Raw genomic sequence first — 17,346 nt, 5'->3', positions numbered from 1 at the left:
AGTTGCCGGCCAGCGGCCGGCACTACCAGGGCCCGGCCATGCGGAAGCTGTTGTTGCTGTTGCTGCTGTCGAGCGCCGCCGCGCATGCGGCGCCGGTGCGGTTGTTCATTGCCGGTGACTCCACTGCGGCCGAATATGGGCCCGAGCGTGCGCCGCAGGCGGGGTGGGGCCAGGCGCTGCAGAGCTACCTGGATCCGGCGCGCTTCGAAGTGCGGAACCACGCCAAGGGTGGGCGCAGCACGCGCAGCTTCATCGACGAAGGGCGGCTGGATGCGATTGGCCGCGAACTGCGTCGCGGCGACGTGCTGCTGATCCAGTTCGGCCACAACGATGCCAAGTTCGAAGACCGGACGCGTTATACCGATCCGGACAGTGACTACCCGCGGATGCTGATGCGCTACGTGCAGGTGGCGCGTGACCAGGGTGCCACGCCGGTGCTGGTCACGCCGGTGGCACGGCTGCTGTACGACTTCGGTTCGCTGCTGGATACGCACGCGCGTTACACGTTGGCGATGCAGCAACTGGCCACACGCGAGCACGTTGCACTGATCGACCTCAACGACCGCAGCATGCGCTGGATCCGCGCGCTGGGCGAGCAGGGTGCACGCCCGTACTTCCTGTTCGTGCCGGAACAGCACAAGGCCGACGGCACCCACTTCAGCGTGGCCGGCGCCAACGCGGTGGCGTGCCTGGTGCTGCGCGAGGCGGTGCAGGTTCTGCCGGCGCTGCAGCCTGCACTGGTGCGCGATATCGACTGCGATGTAATGGGGGTGGGGCAGGGCGGCGATCCTGCGCGTGCCTCGCAGGTGGTGCACGAAGACACGCTGGCGCGCGCACAACCGGGCCCACATGGCGGCGCCGGGCCGACCACGGCGTACCCGTTCTTCGCCGATGCGCAGGGCCTGCCGTTCGTGCTGCGCAAGCGCGTGCTGCACAAGGGCGCGGGCATCGGCCTGCATCCGCAGCACAAGGATGAGATCTACTACATCGTGAGCGGGCAGGGCAGCTATGTGCTGGACGGAAAACAGCACGACGTGCGTGCGGGGCATGCGTTGCTTACGCGCAAGGGCAGCAGCCATGCGCTGCAGCAGGTAGGTGATGAGGATCTGGTGGTACTGCTGGCGTATCCGCGGTAACTGAAACGCAGCCGAGCGTGCGCTCGGCTCTACAACGGCTCCGGGCCGAAATGCTTCAAACCCAACCGGGCCAAGTCTTCCGGCCGCGCGAAATACGCTTCATCGAAGGCATGCAGTGCCTCCTGCTCCTGCTCGGTCATCGCGCCATACAGGTCGGTCAGTTCCTTGATCGCCGGGTCGTCTTCCAGCCGGTCCAGCAGACCACGCATGCCGGCCAGGATCGCGTGCGTCTGCGTTGCGCCCATCGCCTGCAACGCGCGCAGCGCCAGCTGGCAGGTCGGGTCGCCCCAGTTGCACAGGAACTGCATGAAGCCGCCGTTGTTGATGTCCGCTTCCATCCGCCACAGCGCCACCAGCTGCTGGTCGTCATCGGACAGCGCATCAAGCGACCACGCGGCCGCATTCAGGCGCGCCAGCGCGGCTTCATAGCGGTCATCCCACACCTGGTTCGGAACATCGACCACGCCGCGTTCCTGCGCCGGCAGCAGCGCGGGCCAGTTCACGCCCAGCCCATCGGTCGTGAGCACCCACTGCGCACGCTGTTCAGCCGTGGCCTCGAACAGCGCAGGCGCCCAGCGCAACGGCTGCCGGGTGCGGCGGCCGTCGGCCAGGGTCATCAGGATGAAGTCGTCGTTGAAGGCGACGTCGGTTACGCGCAGCGAAGCAAATGCATCAGTCATGCCGTGCAGGATAGCGGAGACCCAGGATTGACCCCCTAATCTTCAAAAGCTGCAGACGCTTTTGAAGTCTAGCCGGACCTCGGCTGTCGCCTCACACATCCCCACCATCAGCCCAGCCTTCGCCCGTACCCGCCTGGAACACGCGGTCGTCGGCCTGCACGTCGCCCGCCGGCAGGTGCGCCTGGTCGGCCAGCGCGGCATAGATCGGGGTGAAGTCCGGCGACGTCGCCTGCATCAGCTGCTCGAAGCTGTCGATGACGAAGTAGGTCTTCTGGAAGGTGTCGATGCGGTAGCGCGTGCGCATGATCCGCTGCAGGTCGAAACCGATGCGGTTCGGTGCGGCCGACTCCAGCGAGTACAGCGATTCACCCTTCGAGGAGACGATGCCGGCACCGTAGATGCGCATGCCTTCGGGCGTGTCGATCAGGCCGAACTCCACCGTGTACCAGTACAGGCGGGTCAGGTTCTGCAGCGCCTCCGGGCCGATCGCATGTGCTTTGACGCCGCCGCGGCCGTAGGCCTCCATGTAGTTGGCGAACACCGGGTTCATCAGCAGCGGCACGTGGCCGAACAGGTCGTGGAACAGGTCCGGTTCGGCGATGTAGTCGATCTGGTCGGGGCGGCGGATCCACCACGTCACCGGGAAGCGGCGGTTGGCCAGGTGGTCGAAGAAATCCAGTTCCGGCAGCAGGCCTTCCACGCCGACCAGGGTCCAGCCGGTGGCCGCGCCCAGCACTTCATTGAGCTGGTCGAAGCGCGGGATCATGTGCGCGCTCATGCCCATCTCGTCCTGCGCATCCAGGAACTCCTGGCAGGCGCGGCCGACCAGCAGTTCGCGCTGGCGCTGGTACAGCGTGCTCCAGGTGGCGTGGTCGTCGGCGGTATAGGTGTCCCACGGCTGCTCGACGAGCGCGGTGGTGTACACCGGCACGTAGCCCTTGTCGGTCTGCTGGTGTTCGACGCGGCGGGGCTGGGCGAGATCCATGGAAGACTCCTTGACGGGATACCCACGATGCTAGGGCAGGGGGCGCGCAACAGGGTTGCAAAAGTTGCGCGGATTGACCTTGTTGGCGCAATATCCTTGCGTACTCACCATGTTGCGGGGCAACAATGGCCGGAGAAGTCCAGTTCGATCGCACGGATATACGTCTGCTGGCCGAAATCCAGCGTGATGGTCGCGCCACCAACGCGGAGCTGGCGACGCGGGTGAACCTGTCGCCGTCGGCCTGCCTGCGCCGCCTGCAGCGGCTGGAAAGCGAAGGGGTGATCGTCGGCTATGGCGCGCGCCTGGAGCCCCGCCGGCTCGGTCTGGGGCTGCAGGCGTTCGTGCGCGTCCAGCTGGAAAAGCATGACCAGGCCGCGATCGGGCACTTCGTCGACAGCGTGCAGGCATGGGATGAAGTGGTGGCTTGCCACGCCCTGACCGGCGACATGGACTATCTGCTGCATGTGTATGTGCGCGATCTGGAGCACTTCTCGCGTTTCCTGCTGGACAGGCTGCTCAACGCAGGTGGCGTGGCCGATGCCAATTCCAGCTTCGTGCTGCGCACGGTGAAGGGTTTCCAGGCGTTGCCGTTGTCGCAGCTGGAATGAACCGGCGGCCGCGGTGATGTTTGACGGCGCGCGCGGGCTGGCCGAGCATCGTGGCCCGCGGCGGCCGTGCACACGCAGGCCGCGCAGTGATTCCCTCTGGCTCCGGCATGTCTGATACCCCATCCCCGACGTCTTCCCCGTTGTTCCTTCCGCTGCGCGAGCAGAGCCTGCTGCGGCACCTGAGCGAAGGCACGTCGCCGGACACACCGCTGGAGCAGGCCGGCCTGCTGGTGGCCATGCTGTGCCGCCGGCAGAGGCCACCGGCCACCCAGCTGCAGCGGTTGCTGCACGACGCCTGTGCGCTGTTCGCCGCCGATGACGGCCCTGCTGCGCAGGCGCAGCTGGCGGCCAGCGCTGGACAGGACGCGCGGGCGCTGGAGGCGTGGCTGGGCGTGCTGGCCGCGCAGGACGTGCTGCTGGCACCGGACGAGGTGATGGAGGCGGTGCTGGCCGCGTCGCCGCATGCGTATCCCGGCGCGGACTTCCAGACGGCGTGCAGGATCACCCTGGAAGAGCACACGATCCACTTTCCGGCGACATCGCTGGCCGAAGGCGATGACGAAGACACCGGCGATGACGAACAGACCACGCATGCAACCCAGCACAACGGCCTGTTCACTTCCGAACAGGCACGCGTGCTGCGTGCGATCGCGGCCAATCCCGATGAATTGATCGACCTGCAGGCCTATGCCGGCACAGGCAAGGGCCATCTGGTGCTGGCGCTGCTGCAGGCTCGCCCGGGCCGTTACACCTACGTGGCGCCCACGCGAGGCCAGGTCGAGGCATTCCGCGCGCGGCTGCCGGCCGACGCCGGCACGCGCCTGCTGACCCAGATCGAGTTCGCCAATGCGATCGCCCGCCATGCCGCCGCCAACGGCCTGACTGGCGGCTTCGTACCGACCTACCGGCAGAGCACGCTGACCCTGCGTGAGGCGGCCGCCCGCCTCGGCCTGCCGGCCATCGGTGCACGCCGGCCGGACCAGGTCCTGATGATCGCCCTGGACGCCATCAACCGGTGGTGCGCGTCGTCAGCGCCGAACCTGCAGGCCTGGCACTTCCAGCGCTCGCTGGGCGCAGCGCAGCTGGAAGCCACGCCGTTCATCGCGGCCGCGGAGTTCGTCTGGCGTTGCATGTTCGATCCGGTGGTGCAGAAGGGCGGCTGCCTGCGCCTGGATGCCGGACACATCGGCAAATGGCTGGCCCTGCGTGCTGTGCCGCTGCCGGTGTCGCTGGGCATGGTGCTGGTCGATGAGGCGCACGATCTCAGCCCTGCATGGAAACAGCTGCTGGCCACCCACGCGCCCGGCGTGGTCAGCCTGGGCGATCCGCATCAACGGCTGAGCGGACGCGTACAGCGCTGGTCATCGGCGAAGACGCTGGAGATGCACCAGTCGGTGCGGCAGGGGCGGCAGGTCGATGCGCTGGTCAACCAGTCACTGGCGTTGGACGATCTCGGCGAACCGGCGCCTTTCGTGGGGGCCAGCGACCGCGCCACCGGCCTGCGCCGCTATGACGACTGGTCGGCGGTGCCCAGCACCGGCGCCCGTTTGTACGGCAGCCTGTGGCGGATGCTGCTGGAAGCCAACGAGCTGGTTGCGCGCGGCGCGCGCGTGCATCTGCATCCTGCGTCGCGGCAGGCGCTGTTGAAAGAGGTGGACGGTCCGATCGACGCCTGGCGCAGCGCCGCCGCTGGCGGCCCCGGACAACGCTGGGAAAGCTTCGTGCAGGTCTGTGCCAAGCGTGGACAGGCGGACATCCCCGCGCTGTTTGCCGGTGGCTTCGATGCTGCGGCGTTGCAGCGCCTGCTCGGGCAACTGGTCGATGCGGACGAGGCCAGCGTCGTGCTGTGCCTGGCCCAGCACGCCAAGAACCTGCAGTTCGCCACGGTGTCCATGGCGCCGTGCTGCTTCGACAGCGGCCATGATGCGCGCGCGCTGCACAGCCCGGTGCGCGCCGCCTATGTGGCGATCACCCGTGCCCAGCAACAGCTGTGGCTGCCGGGGGACGCGATGGAGCAGTTGCAGCTGAGCGCACAGCGGCATGACCGGGCGGTGGATGAGCGGCGCCGGCAGCGACGCCTGGCCAGTGGTTACCCACCACCGCGGCGCTGACCGCGGCGGCCGTTCAAGCGCCGCGCGTCAGCACTTTTCCTTGCGGCCCATCAGCTTGCCCAGGCGCGAAGGCTCGTCGCACTTGGGCGCCGCCACCGGTGCCGGTGCCAATGCGGCGGCGCGGGCCTTCTGCAGCTGCTGGATCTTGGCGCGGATCTGCGGCATCGCCGCCATCGCGGCCTTCTCGCCTTCCAGGATGGCCGTGCCACGCTGGCTGAAATCGGCAGCACCGATGTCCAGCACCTTCGGCCGGATCACGATGTCGGCGCGCGCCAGTTCCTGCTCGCCCAGRCGCTGGCCCATGATCGAGATCGACTGGTTGACGATGCCGAGCATGCCGGTCGGTGCCTTGCCGCTGGCCTTGCTGGAGATGTCCACGGCGATCACGAACTCGGCACCGAGCTGTCGTGCGGCATCCACCGGCACCGGGCTGACCACGCCGCCGTCGATGTAGTTGCGGCCACCGATCTTCACCGGCTCGAACACGCCGGGGATGCTGCTGGAAGCGCGTACCGCCTGGCCGACGTTGCCGCGCACGAAGATCGAACGCTCGCCGGTTTCCAGCTGGGTGGCGACGGCGGCGAACGGCTTCTTCAGGCGCTCGGCCGGGCGGTTGGCCACCTGTTCGTTGACGTAGTCCTGCAGCTTCTGGCCCTGCACCAAGCCACCGGAGAACAGGCGCACGTCGCGGATGCTGGCTTCGTCCAGCGCCACCGCCTTGCTCTGCATCTGGAAGGCGTCCATGCCGCTGGCATACAGGGCGCCGACCACGCTGCCGGCACTGGTGCCGGACACCACCACCGGTTCGAAGCCGTTGGCCTCGAGCATCTTGATCACGCCGATGTGCGCAAAGCCCTTGGCCGCGCCGCCGCCGAGCGCGATGCCGATCTTCACCGGCTTGGCCTGCGGAACCACGGTGGGCTGCGCGGGCGGGGTGGGGCGGACCTCTTCACCACCGCAACCGGCCAGCAGGCCGAGCAGGGCGACGGACAGCCGGGGTTGCCGGCCAGCGGCCGGCACTACCAGCCGTCCAGCCTTCCCGATCAGCCCAGCAGCGAACTCTCGCCGCGGCTCTTGCCGCCGCCCTGCGGCGCGGCCATCCACATGCGGCCGGCCAGGCGCGAGAACGGCAGCGACTGCAGCCAGACCTTGCCTGGCCCGGTCAGGGTGGCCAGGAACACGCCCTCGCCACCGAACAGCACGCTTCGGATGCCTTTGACCCGGCGCACGTCCATGTCCACGGTCGGGTGGTAGGCGACGATGCAGCCGGTATCGACGTCCAGGCGTTCGCCGGCGGCCAGCTCACGCTCGACCACGCAGCCGCCGGCATGGATGAACACCCAGCCATCGCCTTCAAGCTTCTGCATGATGAAGCCCTCGCCGCCGAACAGGCCGGTCATGATCTTGCGCTGGAACTGCACGCCGATCTGCACGCCGCGCGCGCCGGCCAGGAAGCTGTCCTTCTGGCAGATCAGGCGCCCGCCGTGCTGGTCCAGCTTCATCGCCAGCACGGTGCCGGGATAGGGCGCGGCGAAAGCGACCTTGCCGCGGCCCTGGCCGGTCTGCGTGTAGACGGTGGCAAACAGGCTTTCACCGGTCAGCACGCGCTTGCCGGCCGCCATCACCTTGTCCATGAAACCGCCACTCTGGCCGCTGCGCGCGCCGCCGCCGAAGACGGTGTCCATCTGCACCGAGGAATCCTTGAACATCAGCGCGCCGGCCTCGGCCACCGCGCCTTCGCCGGGATCCAGCTCGATTTCCACGAACTGCATTTCATGGCCGACGATGCGGAAGTCGATGCGGTCGGCGCGGCCGCCGGTTGACGCGGTTGCGACTGCAGGGGTGACTGCAGGCATCGGCGGCGGAGCCGCGGTGCCGGTGCCGGTGCCGGCCTGCTGCAGGGCGGCGATTTCGGACACCGGTGTCCACCCTGTCATGCCCTGGCACCAGGCCAGCGCGCGCGGATTGGCCTGGGCGAAGCGGCGCGCAGCCTCCTCGTCGAACGGACCGACACGGTCGGCCTGGCCGGGAGCATGGAAGTACCACTGGGTCATCGCAGYAGGTCCGTTGCGGGAAAAACCCCGAGTCTAGCGGCAGCGTCCGGCGGCGCGCGAGGCGGCCATGAACGATCGGCATTTGCGAGGGAGGTGCTGTATTGCAACAATTATCTGGTAGCGCCGTTTTACCACCCCTCCAAACACAGCCTACCGCCATGTCTCCGACCCGTACTTCCCGTGGCCGCTCTCCGGTCGCGCGCCCGCTCGTTGTCGCTCTTTCCGCCCTGCTGCCGCTGGTAGCAGCCGCCCAGGAAACCCCCGCCGCCAAGGATCCGGTCGCCCTCGATGCGCTGCAGGTGACTGCACAGCGTCGTGTCGAGAACGCCAAGGACGTGCCGGTTGCGATCAGCGCGATCCAGGGCGAAAAGCTCGACGTGCTCGGTTCGGCGGGCGATGACATCCGCTTCCTTGCTGCGCGCGTGCCGAGCCTCAACATCGAGTCGTCCTACGGCCGTGCCTTCCCGCGCTTCTACATCCGCGGCCTGGGCAATACCGATTTCGACCTCAATGCATCGCAGCCGGTCTCGCTGGTGTACGACGATGTGGTGCAGGAAAGCCCGCTGCTGAAGGGCTTCCCGCTGTTCGACCTGGCCGGCGTGGAAGTGCTGCGCGGCCCGCAGGGCACCCTGTTCGGGCGCAACACCCCGGCTGGCGTGGTCAAGTTCGATTCGGCGCGGCCGTCGCAGGATGCCGATGGCTACGTGCGCGTGGGCTATGGCAGCTACAACAGCTGGAACGTGCAGGGCGCCTACGGCGGCCCGCTGACCGACCGCTGGTCCGCACGCGTGTCGGCCATCTACCAGCGTCGTGACGACTGGGTCGACAACACCCGTGCCGGTGCGCCCAACAGTGGTTTTGAAGGCTATGACGAAGCAGCCGGCCGCGTGCAGTTCCTGTACGAAGGCGATGACTTCGAAGCGCTGTTCAACCTGCACAAGCGCAAGCTCAACGGCACCGCGCGCCTGTTCCGCGCCAACATCATCGAGAAGGGCGGCAACGCGCTGGTCGAGAACTTCGACCGCGACAAGGTCGCCAACGACGGCGTCAATTTCTCCGACCTGGAAACCTGGGGCGGCAGCGCGCGCCTGCAGTGGAACCTCGGTTCGGTGACCCTGCATTCGATCACCGGCTATGAGACCGCCGAATCGCTCAACCGCGGCGACATCGACGGTGGCTACGGCGCCGCGTTCCTCGGCGCGGGCAACTCCGGCCCGGGCCTGATTCCGTTCTCGTCCGAGTCGGCCGACGGCCTGCCGCACCACCGCCAGTGGACCCAGGAATTCCGCGTGGAATCCAACGAATGGGGCCGCTTCGACTGGCAGGCCGGCGTCTTCTACTTCGATGAAGACGTCACCATCAACAACTTCAACTACGACTCGCTGACCCCGGGCAACCCGCAGACCGGCCACGTCGTGCAGCAGCAGCGCAACAAGGCATGGGCGGTGTTCGCTTCGGGCGACTTCGATGTCACCGACCGCTTCAAGTTGCGTGCCGGCGTGCGCTATACGCAGGACAAGAAGGACTTCAGTGCCAGCGTGCTGCAGGCCGTGCCGTTCGGCACCCCGGTCAGCGGTCCGTACCTGGCCAACACCGACGTCAACGACGTCAGCTGGGATGTCAGCGGCGTGTACAAGCTGACCGACAACGTCAATGCCTATGCACGCGTGGCCAAGGGCTTCCGCGCACCGTCGATCCAGGGTCGCCTGGCGTTCGCACCGGGCCTGTCGCAGGCCGATTCGGAGAAGGTGATTTCGTACGAAGCCGGCATCAAGGCCGACCTGTTCGAACGTCGTGCGCGCCTGGGCTTCAGCGTGTTCCGCTATGACGTGGACGGCCAGCAGCTGATCGCCGTCGGTGGCACCAACAACACCGCCACCCTGCTCAACGCCGACAAGACCATCGGCCAGGGCGTGGAGCTGGACCTGGAAGCCTACCTGGCCGACAACGTGCTGCTGACCTTCGGCAGCAGCTACAACGACACCGAGATCAAGGACAAGAACCTGGCGGTGGCGGTCTGTGGCGGCGGTTGCACCATCACCGACCCGACCACGGTCATCAATGGCGGCACCTATGCGCTGGTCAACGGCAATCCGCTGCCGCAGGCACCGAAGTGGATCCACAACGCGACCCTGCGCGTGGGCTTCCCGCTCAGCGATGGCAGCGAGCTGTATGCCTACACCGACTGGGCCTACCGCAGCGCGGTGAACTTCTTCATCTACGAGTCGCCGGAATTCCGCGGCCGCAGTTCGCTGGAAGGTGGCCTGCGCCTGGGTTACAACTGGGATTACGGCCAGTACGACGTGGCCGTGTTCGGCCGCAACCTGACCAACCAGACCCGCGTGGTCGGCGCGATCGACTTCAACAACCTGACCGGCTTCCTCAACGAGCCGCGTACCTGGGGCGTGGAGTTCACCGCGAAGTTCTGATGCGGCTGCAGCAGTAATGAAATGACGAAGGGCCGGCGCAATGCCGGCCCTTCTGTTTTTCGCGTCCGCCGGGCATGGCCCGGCGCTACCCATGCGTCGCGCCCGGTAGCGCCGGGCCATGCCCGGCGAGCGCAGCGGCGGTGGATTACAAGGCGCTCTGCGGGCGCACCTTCAGCACGGCGTTCTCGGTGGCGCAGTCGCGGCTGGAATGCAGGCCGGCCTTGCGCGCAGCAGCGATCTCCCTGCGCGCGGCAAGCAGGTCGCTGTTGAACGCCGCGTTGTCATGCAGGCGGGCCACGGCGGCGGCGCCCATGAAGCGGCCTTCGAGGATGTCGCTCTGCCAGTGCACGTTGCACACCAGGCGGCTCTCGCCGTAGTTGCGGCCGCGCGCCTGGATGGCATCGGCGCGGTCGGGTGCGATCTCCGACAGGATCAATGCCCATGCCCAGCCGATCGAGGTGTGGCCGGACGGATAGGAGCCGTTGCTGCGCAGCCCCTCCTCATCCTTCGGCGAGCAGGTCGGCTCACCGTTGACCATGAACGGACGCGGGCGCTGGTACATGTTCTTGGCAGCCTTGGTGGCAGCACTGGCGTCGATGCGGCTGCGCTCCAGCAGGCGGTACAGGGCCGGGGTCTTCACTGCATCGACGTCGATGTCGGCGGCACAGGAAAAATGGTTGGCACCTTCCGGAAAGCCGAGTTCGGCATCGACGCCGGCCTGGGCGAAACGCGGGCTGCCGCGCAGCGCACGTGCTTCACGGCTGACCTGCTCGTCCAGCGCAAAGGCCGCCGAGCCGGCGGCCGGTGGTGCCGGCACCAGATCGATGCTGGCCGGCACTGCGGTCTTGTCCAGGTAGCCCACGGCCTTGGTGGTGACGTTGGCTTCGACGGCGGTCGGTTTGCTGGTGGTGGTGGCGGCACAGCCGGCCAGCGACAACGCGATGGCCAGGCCCAGCAGCGGCCGGGCAGGGGGGAGGATCGACGACATGGGCAGACTCGGGCAGGGAACTCGCCGGCCATGATCGCAGCCTCGATTGCCGGCCGCAGCGTCCATCGGTCATACGGCCAGACCCGGCATGGTCCCGCTGCACTGGATGAAAACGGTAATCAATTGTCGGCAATCTGCTGAATCCGGGCGCAGCGCACGGACTTTCACGCGCTGCCGCCACGAGCATCAGGTCACAGCCGGGCCGGGGGGATCCGCTGAAAGGGAGAGACGCGATGCGCAGCACCGCAACAGGAAGTACCGTTCTGGCCCTGCTCCTTGGGGTGTCGACCGTACCGGCGCAGGCCGCCGATGTGTACGGCGTCGCCTTCGTACACGGCACCGGCGCGCAGACCAATGCCACGCAGGACTACTGGCAGCCGGCGATCATCGACACCGTCCGCCAGGGCCTGCCGAACAGCAGCAACTACGTGGTCATCAACTGCGACTTCACCCAGTACATGTGGAAGCCGGAAGCGGCCGGCTGCCTGGCCAACCAGCTTACCGGCTTCATCGACAGCCGGGGCATCACCCAGCTGGTGGTGATCACCCATTCCAACGGCGGCAACGTGATGCGCTGGATCCTGTCCAATCCCACCTACGACAGCCGCTACCCGAAGATCATCAACCGGCTGCGCAAGGTCACTGCGCTGGCGCCCTCCTCGGCAGGTACGCCGCTGGCCGACGCCGTGCTCAACGGCAACACCTTCGAGACCTCGCTGGGCTGGCTGCTGGGCTACAAGAACGATGCCGTGCGCATGCAGCAGGTGGGGCACATGGCCACCTACAACGCGCAGAACCTGTACGGCACCGCCGGCCGTCCGGCCCTGCCCAAGCCGTTCCGCGCAGTGGTCGGCAGCGATGTGGAATCGGCAGTGTGGGACAGCAACAGCTACTGCGGCGGCTACTCCGCCAATGTCGGCCTGGAGTTCACCCAGAACTGGCTGTCGTCGTGCTCGGACGGTTTCCTGGAGTGCAGCAGCCAGAAGGCGGCCGGCACCCTGTGGTTCACCGACAAGGCGCGCACCCAGGGCGCCGAGCCGCTCAGCCACAACCAGAGCCGCCGTGAGTGCTTCGGCCTCGGCGGCATCCTGCGCAACGACCTGACCCAGTGAGGGAGATGACCATGACGATCCATTCCACCCTGCTGGCTGCCGCCGTGCTGGCGGTCCTTTCCACTGCATCGGCGCAGGCCGCGCAGCCGCTGCGTGTTGCCGCTGGCGACCAGATTCCCGCCGGCCTGGTTGCCGCGCCGCTGCCTGCCGATGAAAGCGAGCACTCGCCGCTGGCCTTCGCCTGGGCGCTGGACCCGGCACAGCCACTGCAGGCCCCCGGTCCCCAGGCCGCCATCAGCCGCAGCTACTGGCAGCAGGTCGACGCTGCCGAACTGCAGCGCGGCCTGGAACTGCCACTGAGCGCACCGGATGCGGTGATCCAGCTCAGCCCGGCGCCGGGCGCCCGCGCGCTGCCGGCAAGCTCGCTGCAGGTACGTGATCCGGCGGGGCGCAGCAGCGTCGCGCGCAGTGTCGACGCACGCCAGCTGCAGGATGCGGGCATGCCGGTCGGTGATGGCAGCAGCATGCTGCGCACCGGCACCACCAGCGCGGCCGGCGCTTACCGCCTGCAGAGTGCGCAGGCGCAGGGCCGCTATGTGGTGCAGGTGCTGGAGCCCAACAGCCCGCTGCGGTTGGAAGTGCAGGCCAGCCAGACGCAGGTGCTGGCCGGAGGCAACGTGCAGCTGCAGGCGCGTCTGCTGGAAGACGGTGCCAGCGCGTCGGCGTTGCGCACACGGCGTGACAGCCTCGGCGGCGAAGCGCTGCTGGTCGCACCCGATGGCCGCAGCTGGCCGCAGCGGTTGCTGCGCACCACCGATGGCAGCCTGCGTGCACAGGTAAGGATTCCGGCCGAGGCCAGCAACGCACAGGGCCTGTGGGAACTGCAGGTGTTCGCCCAGGCCGACGGCGTGCTGCGCGATGGCAAGGTCGCCTTCGCCGTGGCGCGGCCAACCGCACGCTTCACCGGCCAGGCCGCCCCCGACCCGGCCAGCCGCCAGGTCAGTCTGCCGTTGCAGGTGGCCGCCGCCGGCCGCTACGAGGCGCGCGGCACCCTGTATGCCACCGCAGCCAACGGCCAGTTGCAGCCGGTGGCGCAGGCGCATGCCGCAGCGTGGTTCGATGGCCCGGGCCGCGGCGCGCTGGTACTGCCCTTCGACCAGGCCGCGTTGCCTGCCGGCTTCGGTGCGCCCTATGAACTGCGCGACCTGCAGCTGCAGGACCAGAGCCGGATGGCACCGATCGAGTCGCGCGCGCTGGCGTTGCGGTTCTGAAGCAGGGCGTGGCGGGCCGGACGTCCGGCCCGCCACAGACGCGGTGTCACCCCGCGTACGCGGTCAGCCGTCCTTCCTGTTCCACCACCGTGATCGCACCGCCGAACACGGCTGACAGCGGTTCGTCGCGCAGCAGCTCGGCGCGCGCTCCATCGGCCACCACGCGGCCGTCGCGCAGCAGCACCACGCGCTCGATCTCGGGAATCACTTCCTCGATGTGGTGGGTGACCAGCACCAGGGTGATGCCCTGCTGCGCAAGCACGCGCATGGTGGCGATCAACTGCTGGCGGGCGACCAGGTCCAGCCCGGTGGAGGGTTCATCCAGCAGCAGCGCCTGCGGCCGGTTGACCAGCGCGCGGGCGATCAGCACCCGGCGGGTCTCGCCGGCCGACAGTTCGGCGTAGGCACGCTCACGCAGGCCCGACGCACCGGTCATCGCCAGGGTCTCGCCCACCCGCATGCGCATATCGTCGGTGACCTCGCGGAAGGCCGGCACCATGTAGCTGGCGAAGAACCCCGACAGCACCGCCTGCTCCACCGTCAGCCCCGGCATGTCGGCCAGGTTGCTGCTGAGGTCACCGGTGACGATGCCAAGTTGGGAACGCAGCCGGTCGACCTGCCAGCGGTTCTGCCCCAGCACCTTCACCGCCACCGTGCCGTCGGCCTGCGCCAGCGGGTACAGCTCGCGGGTGATCAGCTTGATGAAGGTGGACTTGCCACAGCCATTGGGGCCGAGCAGGGCGGTGTGCTGGCCCTGCGCGATGCGCAGGCTCAGCCCGTGCAGGACCTTCACCTGTCCGCGCATCACGCTGGCGCGGTCCAGTTCGATCAAGGGCGGCGGGTCCCCGGCGGATGGGGCGGGGTCTACGGCGCGGATGCGCGGATCAAGGGTCGACAACACGGGTCCCCAACTGTGAACGAAGCCACGGAATGGCGCTGCCAATCCAGCGGTGCAAGGTGCAGTTTGCAACGCAAGCGCCCATGATGTCTTCCATACCTGTGTCGCTCTGGAGAGCCGCCATGCCTGATGCCCTGATGTCCCTGCTGACCGGTGGCGTACTGGGCCTGGGCTGGTGGCAGCTGGCCCTGGTGCTGCTGGTCTTCACCCAGCTCACGATCTTCTCGGTCACCCTCTACCTGCACCGCAGCCAGGCGCACCGGGGCGTGGACTTCCATCCGGTGGTCGCGCACTTCTTCCGCTTCTGGACCTGGCTGACCACCTCGATGATCACCAAGGAGTGGGTGGCGATCCATCGCAAGCACCACGCCAAGGTGGAAACCGAGGACGACCCGCACAGCCCGGTTACCCGTGGCATCGGCCAGGTGTTCTGGCGCGGCGTGGAGCTGTACCGCGAAGCACGCGGCATGCGCGAGGACATCGAACAGTACGGTCGCGGCACTCCGGACGACGCGATCGAGCGCCGCCTGTACACCCCGTATGCAACCCTCGGCCCGGTGCTGCTGTTTGCCATCAACACGGTGCTGTTCGGCCTGCCGGGCGTCGCCCTGTGGGCGATCCAGATGGCGTGGATCCCGTTCTGGGCCGCCGGCGTGGTCAATGGCCTGGGCCACTGGTGGGGCTATCGCAACTACGAGTCGGCCGACACCTCCACCAACCTGACGCCGTGGGCGTTCTGGATTGGTGGCGAGGAACTGCACAACAACCACCATGCGTTCCCCAGCTCGGCGCGCTTTGCGATGCGGCGCTGGGAATTCGACATCGGCTGGAGTGCGATCCGCCTGCTGCAGGCATTGCGCCTGGCCAAGGTCCTGCGTGTCGCGCCGGCCATGGACGTGCGCCCGAACATCGCCGTGCCCGACGCCGATACCCTGAAGGCACTGCTGTCGCATCGCTTCCAGGCGATGACCGACTACCAGCGCAACGTGTTCATGCCGGCATTGCGCGAAGAGGCGCGATACGCGGGTGCAAAGCTGCGCCGATTGCTGCCGCGCCGGCTGCGCCGTGGCCTGGTCAACGACGGCCGCTGGTTGAAGCCGGACAGCCGCGCCCAGCTCAGCGAATGGGTCGCCCAGCGCCCGCGCATCCGCACCCTGGTGGAATACCGCGCACGCCTGGCGACGCTGCTGGAAGCACGCGGCCATGATGCCGCCGAGCGCCTGCGTCAACTGCAGGCCTGGTGCCGCGAGGCCGAGGAAAGCGGCATCGCCGCGCTGCAGGCCTATGCCGCGCGACTGAAGGGCTACACCCTGGTGGGCGGATGAGGGCTGCGCTGACGGCATTGCTGCTGGCCGCCGTGTGCGCACCTGCCGTGCAGGCCCAGGTCAGCGACACTGCCAGTTACCTGCAGCGCATGGACAGCGATGGCGACGGCAAGGTCAGTGAAGCCGAGTACCTGCAGTGGATGCTGTATGCCTTCGATCGCATGGACCGCAACGGCGATGGCGTGCTGACCGCCGACGAACTGCCCGGCGGCAAGGGCAGGGCCATCACCCGCGAACAGCAGCGGCAGGTGATCGTGCAGCGCTTCCACAAGCAGGACGCCAACGGTGACGGATTCCTGGATGCACGGGAACTGGCTGCACCGCCGCGCTGAGCGGGCATAGAATCGTCCCATGCCCGAACTGCCCGAAGTAGAAACCACCCGCCGTGGCCTGGCGCCACACCTGCAGGGTCGCCGCGTGCACGGGGTGATCCTGCGCCGTGCCGACCTGCGTTGGCCGATTCCACCGGAAGTGGCCGAGCTGCTGCCCGGCCAGCGCATCGAAGAGGTGCGCCGCCGCGCCAAGTACCTGCTGCTGGATACCGCCATCGGCAGCGCCGTGCTGCACCTGGGCATGTCCGGCAGCCTGCGCGTGCTGCCCGGCGACACCCCGTTGCGCGCCCATGACCATGTGGACATCAGCCTGGACAACGGCCGCCTGCTGCGCTTCAACGACCCGCGCCGCTTCGGCAGCCTGCTCTGGCAGCCGGCCGGCGAGATCCACCCGCTGCTGCAGGGGCTGGGCCCGGAGCCGCTGGACGACGCCTTCGACGGCGACTACCTGTTCGCCCGCAGCCGCGGCCGCAGCGCGCCGGTGAAGACCTTCCTGATGGACCAGGCGGTGGTGGTCGGGGTGGGCAACATCTACGCCGCCGAGAGCCTGTACAAGGCGGGGATCAGCCCGTTGCGCGAGGCCGGCAAGGTCACCCGCGAGCGCTATCGGCGGCTGGCCACGGCAGTGAAGGAAACGCTGGACTACGCCATCACCCGCGGTGGCACCACCCTGCGCGATTTCATCAGCCCCGACGGCGCGCCGGGCTACTTCGAGCAGGAGCTGCTGGTCTATGGCCGCGATGGCCTGCCGTGCCCCGGCTGCGGCCGCCCGCTCAAGCACGCCATGATCGGCCAGCGGGCAAGCGTGTGGTGCAGCCGCTGCCAGCGCTGAACGTCTTCATGCGCTGCACACGTGCAGCGCTATAGTCCAGCCGACATCCGCTGCGGGGGAGCGTTGGCGATGGACGAAGGCCCGGATATCACCGTATGGCTGGATGCTGCGCGCGGTGGCGACCGCGCCGCGCTCGACCGTGTGCTGACCACCCTGTACCAGGAACTGCACAGCATGGCCCGGCGGCAGCTGGCCGGGCAGCAGGGACGCACCCTGGATGCGACCTCGCTGGTCCACGAGTCCTACCTGAAACTGCTGGGCAGCCGCGGTGCGGCGCGCTTCGAGGACCGTGCGCACTTCTTCGCCTATGCGGCGTCGGCGATGCGCAGCGTGGTCGTCGATTACGCGCGCAACCGGCTGGCGCGCAAGCGCGGTGGCGACCTCAAGCGGGTGGCCGAGATTCCCGAGAACAGCAGCAGCGGCGTGCGCCTGGACGAGGATCTGCTGGCCCTCGATGTTGCATTGGAACGCCTGCAGGCCGTCGATGCGCACCTGGCCAAGGTGGTGGAGCTGCGCTACTTCGCCGGCTTGTCCGAACTGGAGATCGCCGAACTGAGCCAGCGCTCGGAGCGCAGCATCCGCCGCGACTGGCAGAAGGCGCGGCTGTTCCTGCTGGCCGCGATGCGCAGCGACTGAGTCGCCGCC

The 17,346-nt window shown here is 68.1% G+C and carries 16 protein-coding genes; 10 read left to right on the top strand and 6 right to left on the bottom strand.

Annotated features, from left to right (window positions below):
• Positions 1–38 precede the first annotated feature (38 nt).
• A complete protein-coding gene (locus AC1DJN_RS05145; protein WP_346603270.1) occupies positions 39–1,136 on the top strand; it encodes a GDSL-type esterase/lipase family protein in 1,098 nt (365 codons plus the stop codon).
• Between the two features lie 29 nt (positions 1,137–1,165).
• Here AC1DJN_RS05145 and AC1DJN_RS05140 read toward each other — a convergent pair whose 3' ends face one another.
• Positions 1,166–1,816: a DMP19 family protein gene (locus tag AC1DJN_RS05140; protein WP_442251644.1), complete on the bottom strand. Its 651-nt coding sequence runs from the start codon at positions 1,814–1,816 to the stop codon at positions 1,166–1,168.
• Positions 1,817–1,907: 91 nt separating this feature from the next.
• Entirely contained in the window at positions 1,908–2,801 is an 894-nt protein-coding gene (gene phhA / locus AC1DJN_RS05135; RefSeq protein ID WP_025875475.1) for a phenylalanine 4-monooxygenase, read from the bottom strand.
• 125 nt (positions 2,802–2,926) lie between these two features.
• On the opposite strand from phhA, the gene AC1DJN_RS05130 reads away from it, so the two are divergent.
• Positions 2,927–3,409, top strand: coding sequence for an Lrp/AsnC family transcriptional regulator (locus tag AC1DJN_RS05130; RefSeq protein ID WP_025875473.1), 483 nt, complete (start codon positions 2,927–2,929; stop codon positions 3,407–3,409).
• Positions 3,410–3,516: 107 nt separating this feature from the next.
• Positions 3,517–5,520 (top strand): hypothetical protein, encoded by a 2,004-nt coding sequence (locus AC1DJN_RS05125; protein WP_442251643.1) that lies wholly within the window; start codon positions 3,517–3,519, stop codon positions 5,518–5,520.
• 27 nt (positions 5,521–5,547) lie between these two features.
• On the opposite strand, the gene AC1DJN_RS05120 is transcribed toward AC1DJN_RS05125, so the two are convergent.
• The gene (locus AC1DJN_RS05120) at positions 5,548–6,540 is read right to left on the bottom strand and encodes a patatin-like phospholipase family protein (RefSeq protein ID WP_478038942.1); all 993 of its coding nucleotides are present in this window, start codon (positions 6,538–6,540) and stop codon (positions 5,548–5,550) included.
• Positions 6,541–6,563: 23 nt separating this feature from the next.
• The gene (locus AC1DJN_RS05115) at positions 6,564–7,574 is read right to left on the bottom strand and encodes a TIGR00266 family protein (RefSeq protein WP_282280366.1); all 1,011 of its coding nucleotides are present in this window, start codon (positions 7,572–7,574) and stop codon (positions 6,564–6,566) included.
• Between the two features lie 158 nt (positions 7,575–7,732).
• On the opposite strand from AC1DJN_RS05115, the gene AC1DJN_RS05110 reads away from it, so the two are divergent.
• A complete protein-coding gene (locus AC1DJN_RS05110; protein WP_032978438.1) occupies positions 7,733–10,003 on the top strand; it encodes a TonB-dependent receptor in 2,271 nt (756 codons plus the stop codon).
• 145 nt (positions 10,004–10,148) lie between these two features.
• Here AC1DJN_RS05110 and AC1DJN_RS05105 read toward each other — a convergent pair whose 3' ends face one another.
• Positions 10,149–10,991, bottom strand: coding sequence for an acid phosphatase (locus tag AC1DJN_RS05105; protein WP_032978435.1), 843 nt, complete (start codon positions 10,989–10,991; stop codon positions 10,149–10,151).
• 233 nt (positions 10,992–11,224) lie between these two features.
• Here AC1DJN_RS05105 and AC1DJN_RS05100 point away from each other — a divergent pair, with 233 nt between their 5' ends.
• Both AC1DJN_RS05100 and AC1DJN_RS05095 read left to right on the top strand, forming a co-directional pair.
• Positions 11,225–12,103 carry a hypothetical protein gene (locus AC1DJN_RS05100; RefSeq protein ID WP_025875463.1) on the top strand — a complete coding sequence of 293 codons (879 nt, stop codon included), beginning with the start codon at positions 11,225–11,227 and terminating at the stop codon, positions 12,101–12,103.
• An 11-nt stretch (positions 12,104–12,114) separates the two neighbouring features.
• The gene (locus tag AC1DJN_RS05095; RefSeq protein WP_032978565.1) at positions 12,115–13,314 is read left to right on the top strand and encodes a DUF4785 domain-containing protein; all 1,200 of its coding nucleotides are present in this window, start codon (positions 12,115–12,117) and stop codon (positions 13,312–13,314) included.
• A gap of 46 nt (positions 13,315–13,360) precedes the next feature.
• Here the strand turns inward: AC1DJN_RS05095 and AC1DJN_RS05090 are convergent, their stop codons facing one another.
• Positions 13,361–14,146 (bottom strand): ABC transporter ATP-binding protein, encoded by a 786-nt coding sequence (locus AC1DJN_RS05090; RefSeq protein ID WP_032978432.1) that lies wholly within the window; start codon positions 14,144–14,146, stop codon positions 13,361–13,363.
• 188 nt (positions 14,147–14,334) lie between these two features.
• On the opposite strand from AC1DJN_RS05090, the gene AC1DJN_RS05085 reads away from it, so the two are divergent.
• From AC1DJN_RS05085 to AC1DJN_RS05070, 4 genes are all read left to right on the top strand, one after another.
• The gene (locus AC1DJN_RS05085) at positions 14,335–15,537 is read left to right on the top strand and encodes a DesA family fatty acid desaturase (protein ID WP_025875457.1); all 1,203 of its coding nucleotides are present in this window, start codon (positions 14,335–14,337) and stop codon (positions 15,535–15,537) included.
• Positions 15,534–15,869: an EF-hand domain-containing protein gene (locus AC1DJN_RS05080; protein ID WP_025875455.1), complete on the top strand. Its 336-nt coding sequence runs from the start codon at positions 15,534–15,536 to the stop codon at positions 15,867–15,869. The genes AC1DJN_RS05085 and AC1DJN_RS05080 overlap by 4 nt, the downstream gene beginning before the upstream one ends.
• Before the next feature lie 19 nt (positions 15,870–15,888).
• Positions 15,889–16,701 (top strand): bifunctional DNA-formamidopyrimidine glycosylase/DNA-(apurinic or apyrimidinic site) lyase, encoded by an 813-nt coding sequence (mutM, locus tag AC1DJN_RS05075; RefSeq protein ID WP_025875451.1) that lies wholly within the window; start codon positions 15,889–15,891, stop codon positions 16,699–16,701.
• A gap of 69 nt (positions 16,702–16,770) precedes the next feature.
• Entirely contained in the window at positions 16,771–17,337 is a 567-nt protein-coding gene (locus AC1DJN_RS05070; protein ID WP_025875449.1) for an ECF-type sigma factor, read from the top strand.
• Positions 17,338–17,346 lie beyond the last annotated feature (9 nt).

It is taken from the genome of Stenotrophomonas sp. 05L414_2 (genome assembly GCF_056397905.1).
The sequence above is the reverse complement of the archived record's forward strand: the minus strand, read 5'-3'. Positions and strand labels throughout refer to the sequence as shown.

Excerpts from the sequence above, each read along its gene's own strand:
- AC1DJN_RS05095 (WP_032978565.1), top strand. The coding sequence starts at position 12,115 with ATGACGATCCATTCCACCCTGCTGGCTGCCGCCGTGCTGGCGGTCCTT.
- AC1DJN_RS05110 (WP_032978438.1), top strand. The coding sequence starts at position 7,733 with ATGTCTCCGACCCGTACTTCCCGTGGCCGCTCTCCGGTCGCGCGCCCG.
- AC1DJN_RS05080 (WP_025875455.1), top strand. The coding sequence starts at position 15,534 with ATGAGGGCTGCGCTGACGGCATTGCTGCTGGCCGCCGTGTGCGCACCT.
- AC1DJN_RS05145 (WP_346603270.1), top strand. The coding sequence starts at position 39 with ATGCGGAAGCTGTTGTTGCTGTTGCTGCTGTCGAGCGCCGCCGCGCAT.
- AC1DJN_RS05140 (WP_442251644.1), bottom strand. The coding sequence starts at position 1,816 with ATGACTGATGCATTTGCTTCGCTGCGCGTAACCGACGTCGCCTTCAAC.
- AC1DJN_RS05070 (WP_025875449.1), top strand. The coding sequence starts at position 16,771 with ATGGACGAAGGCCCGGATATCACCGTATGGCTGGATGCTGCGCGCGGT.
- AC1DJN_RS05115 (WP_282280366.1), bottom strand. The coding sequence starts at position 7,574 with ATGACCCAGTGGTACTTCCATGCTCCCGGCCAGGCCGACCGTGTCGGT.
- AC1DJN_RS05105 (WP_032978435.1), bottom strand. The coding sequence starts at position 10,991 with ATGTCGTCGATCCTCCCCCCTGCCCGGCCGCTGCTGGGCCTGGCCATC.
- AC1DJN_RS05085 (WP_025875457.1), top strand. The coding sequence starts at position 14,335 with ATGCCTGATGCCCTGATGTCCCTGCTGACCGGTGGCGTACTGGGCCTG.
- phhA (WP_025875475.1), bottom strand. The coding sequence starts at position 2,801 with ATGGATCTCGCCCAGCCCCGCCGCGTCGAACACCAGCAGACCGACAAG.
- AC1DJN_RS05125 (WP_442251643.1), top strand. The coding sequence starts at position 3,517 with ATGTCTGATACCCCATCCCCGACGTCTTCCCCGTTGTTCCTTCCGCTG.
- mutM (WP_025875451.1), top strand. The coding sequence starts at position 15,889 with ATGCCCGAACTGCCCGAAGTAGAAACCACCCGCCGTGGCCTGGCGCCA.
- AC1DJN_RS05130 (WP_025875473.1), top strand. The coding sequence starts at position 2,927 with ATGGCCGGAGAAGTCCAGTTCGATCGCACGGATATACGTCTGCTGGCC.
- AC1DJN_RS05100 (WP_025875463.1), top strand. The coding sequence starts at position 11,225 with ATGCGCAGCACCGCAACAGGAAGTACCGTTCTGGCCCTGCTCCTTGGG.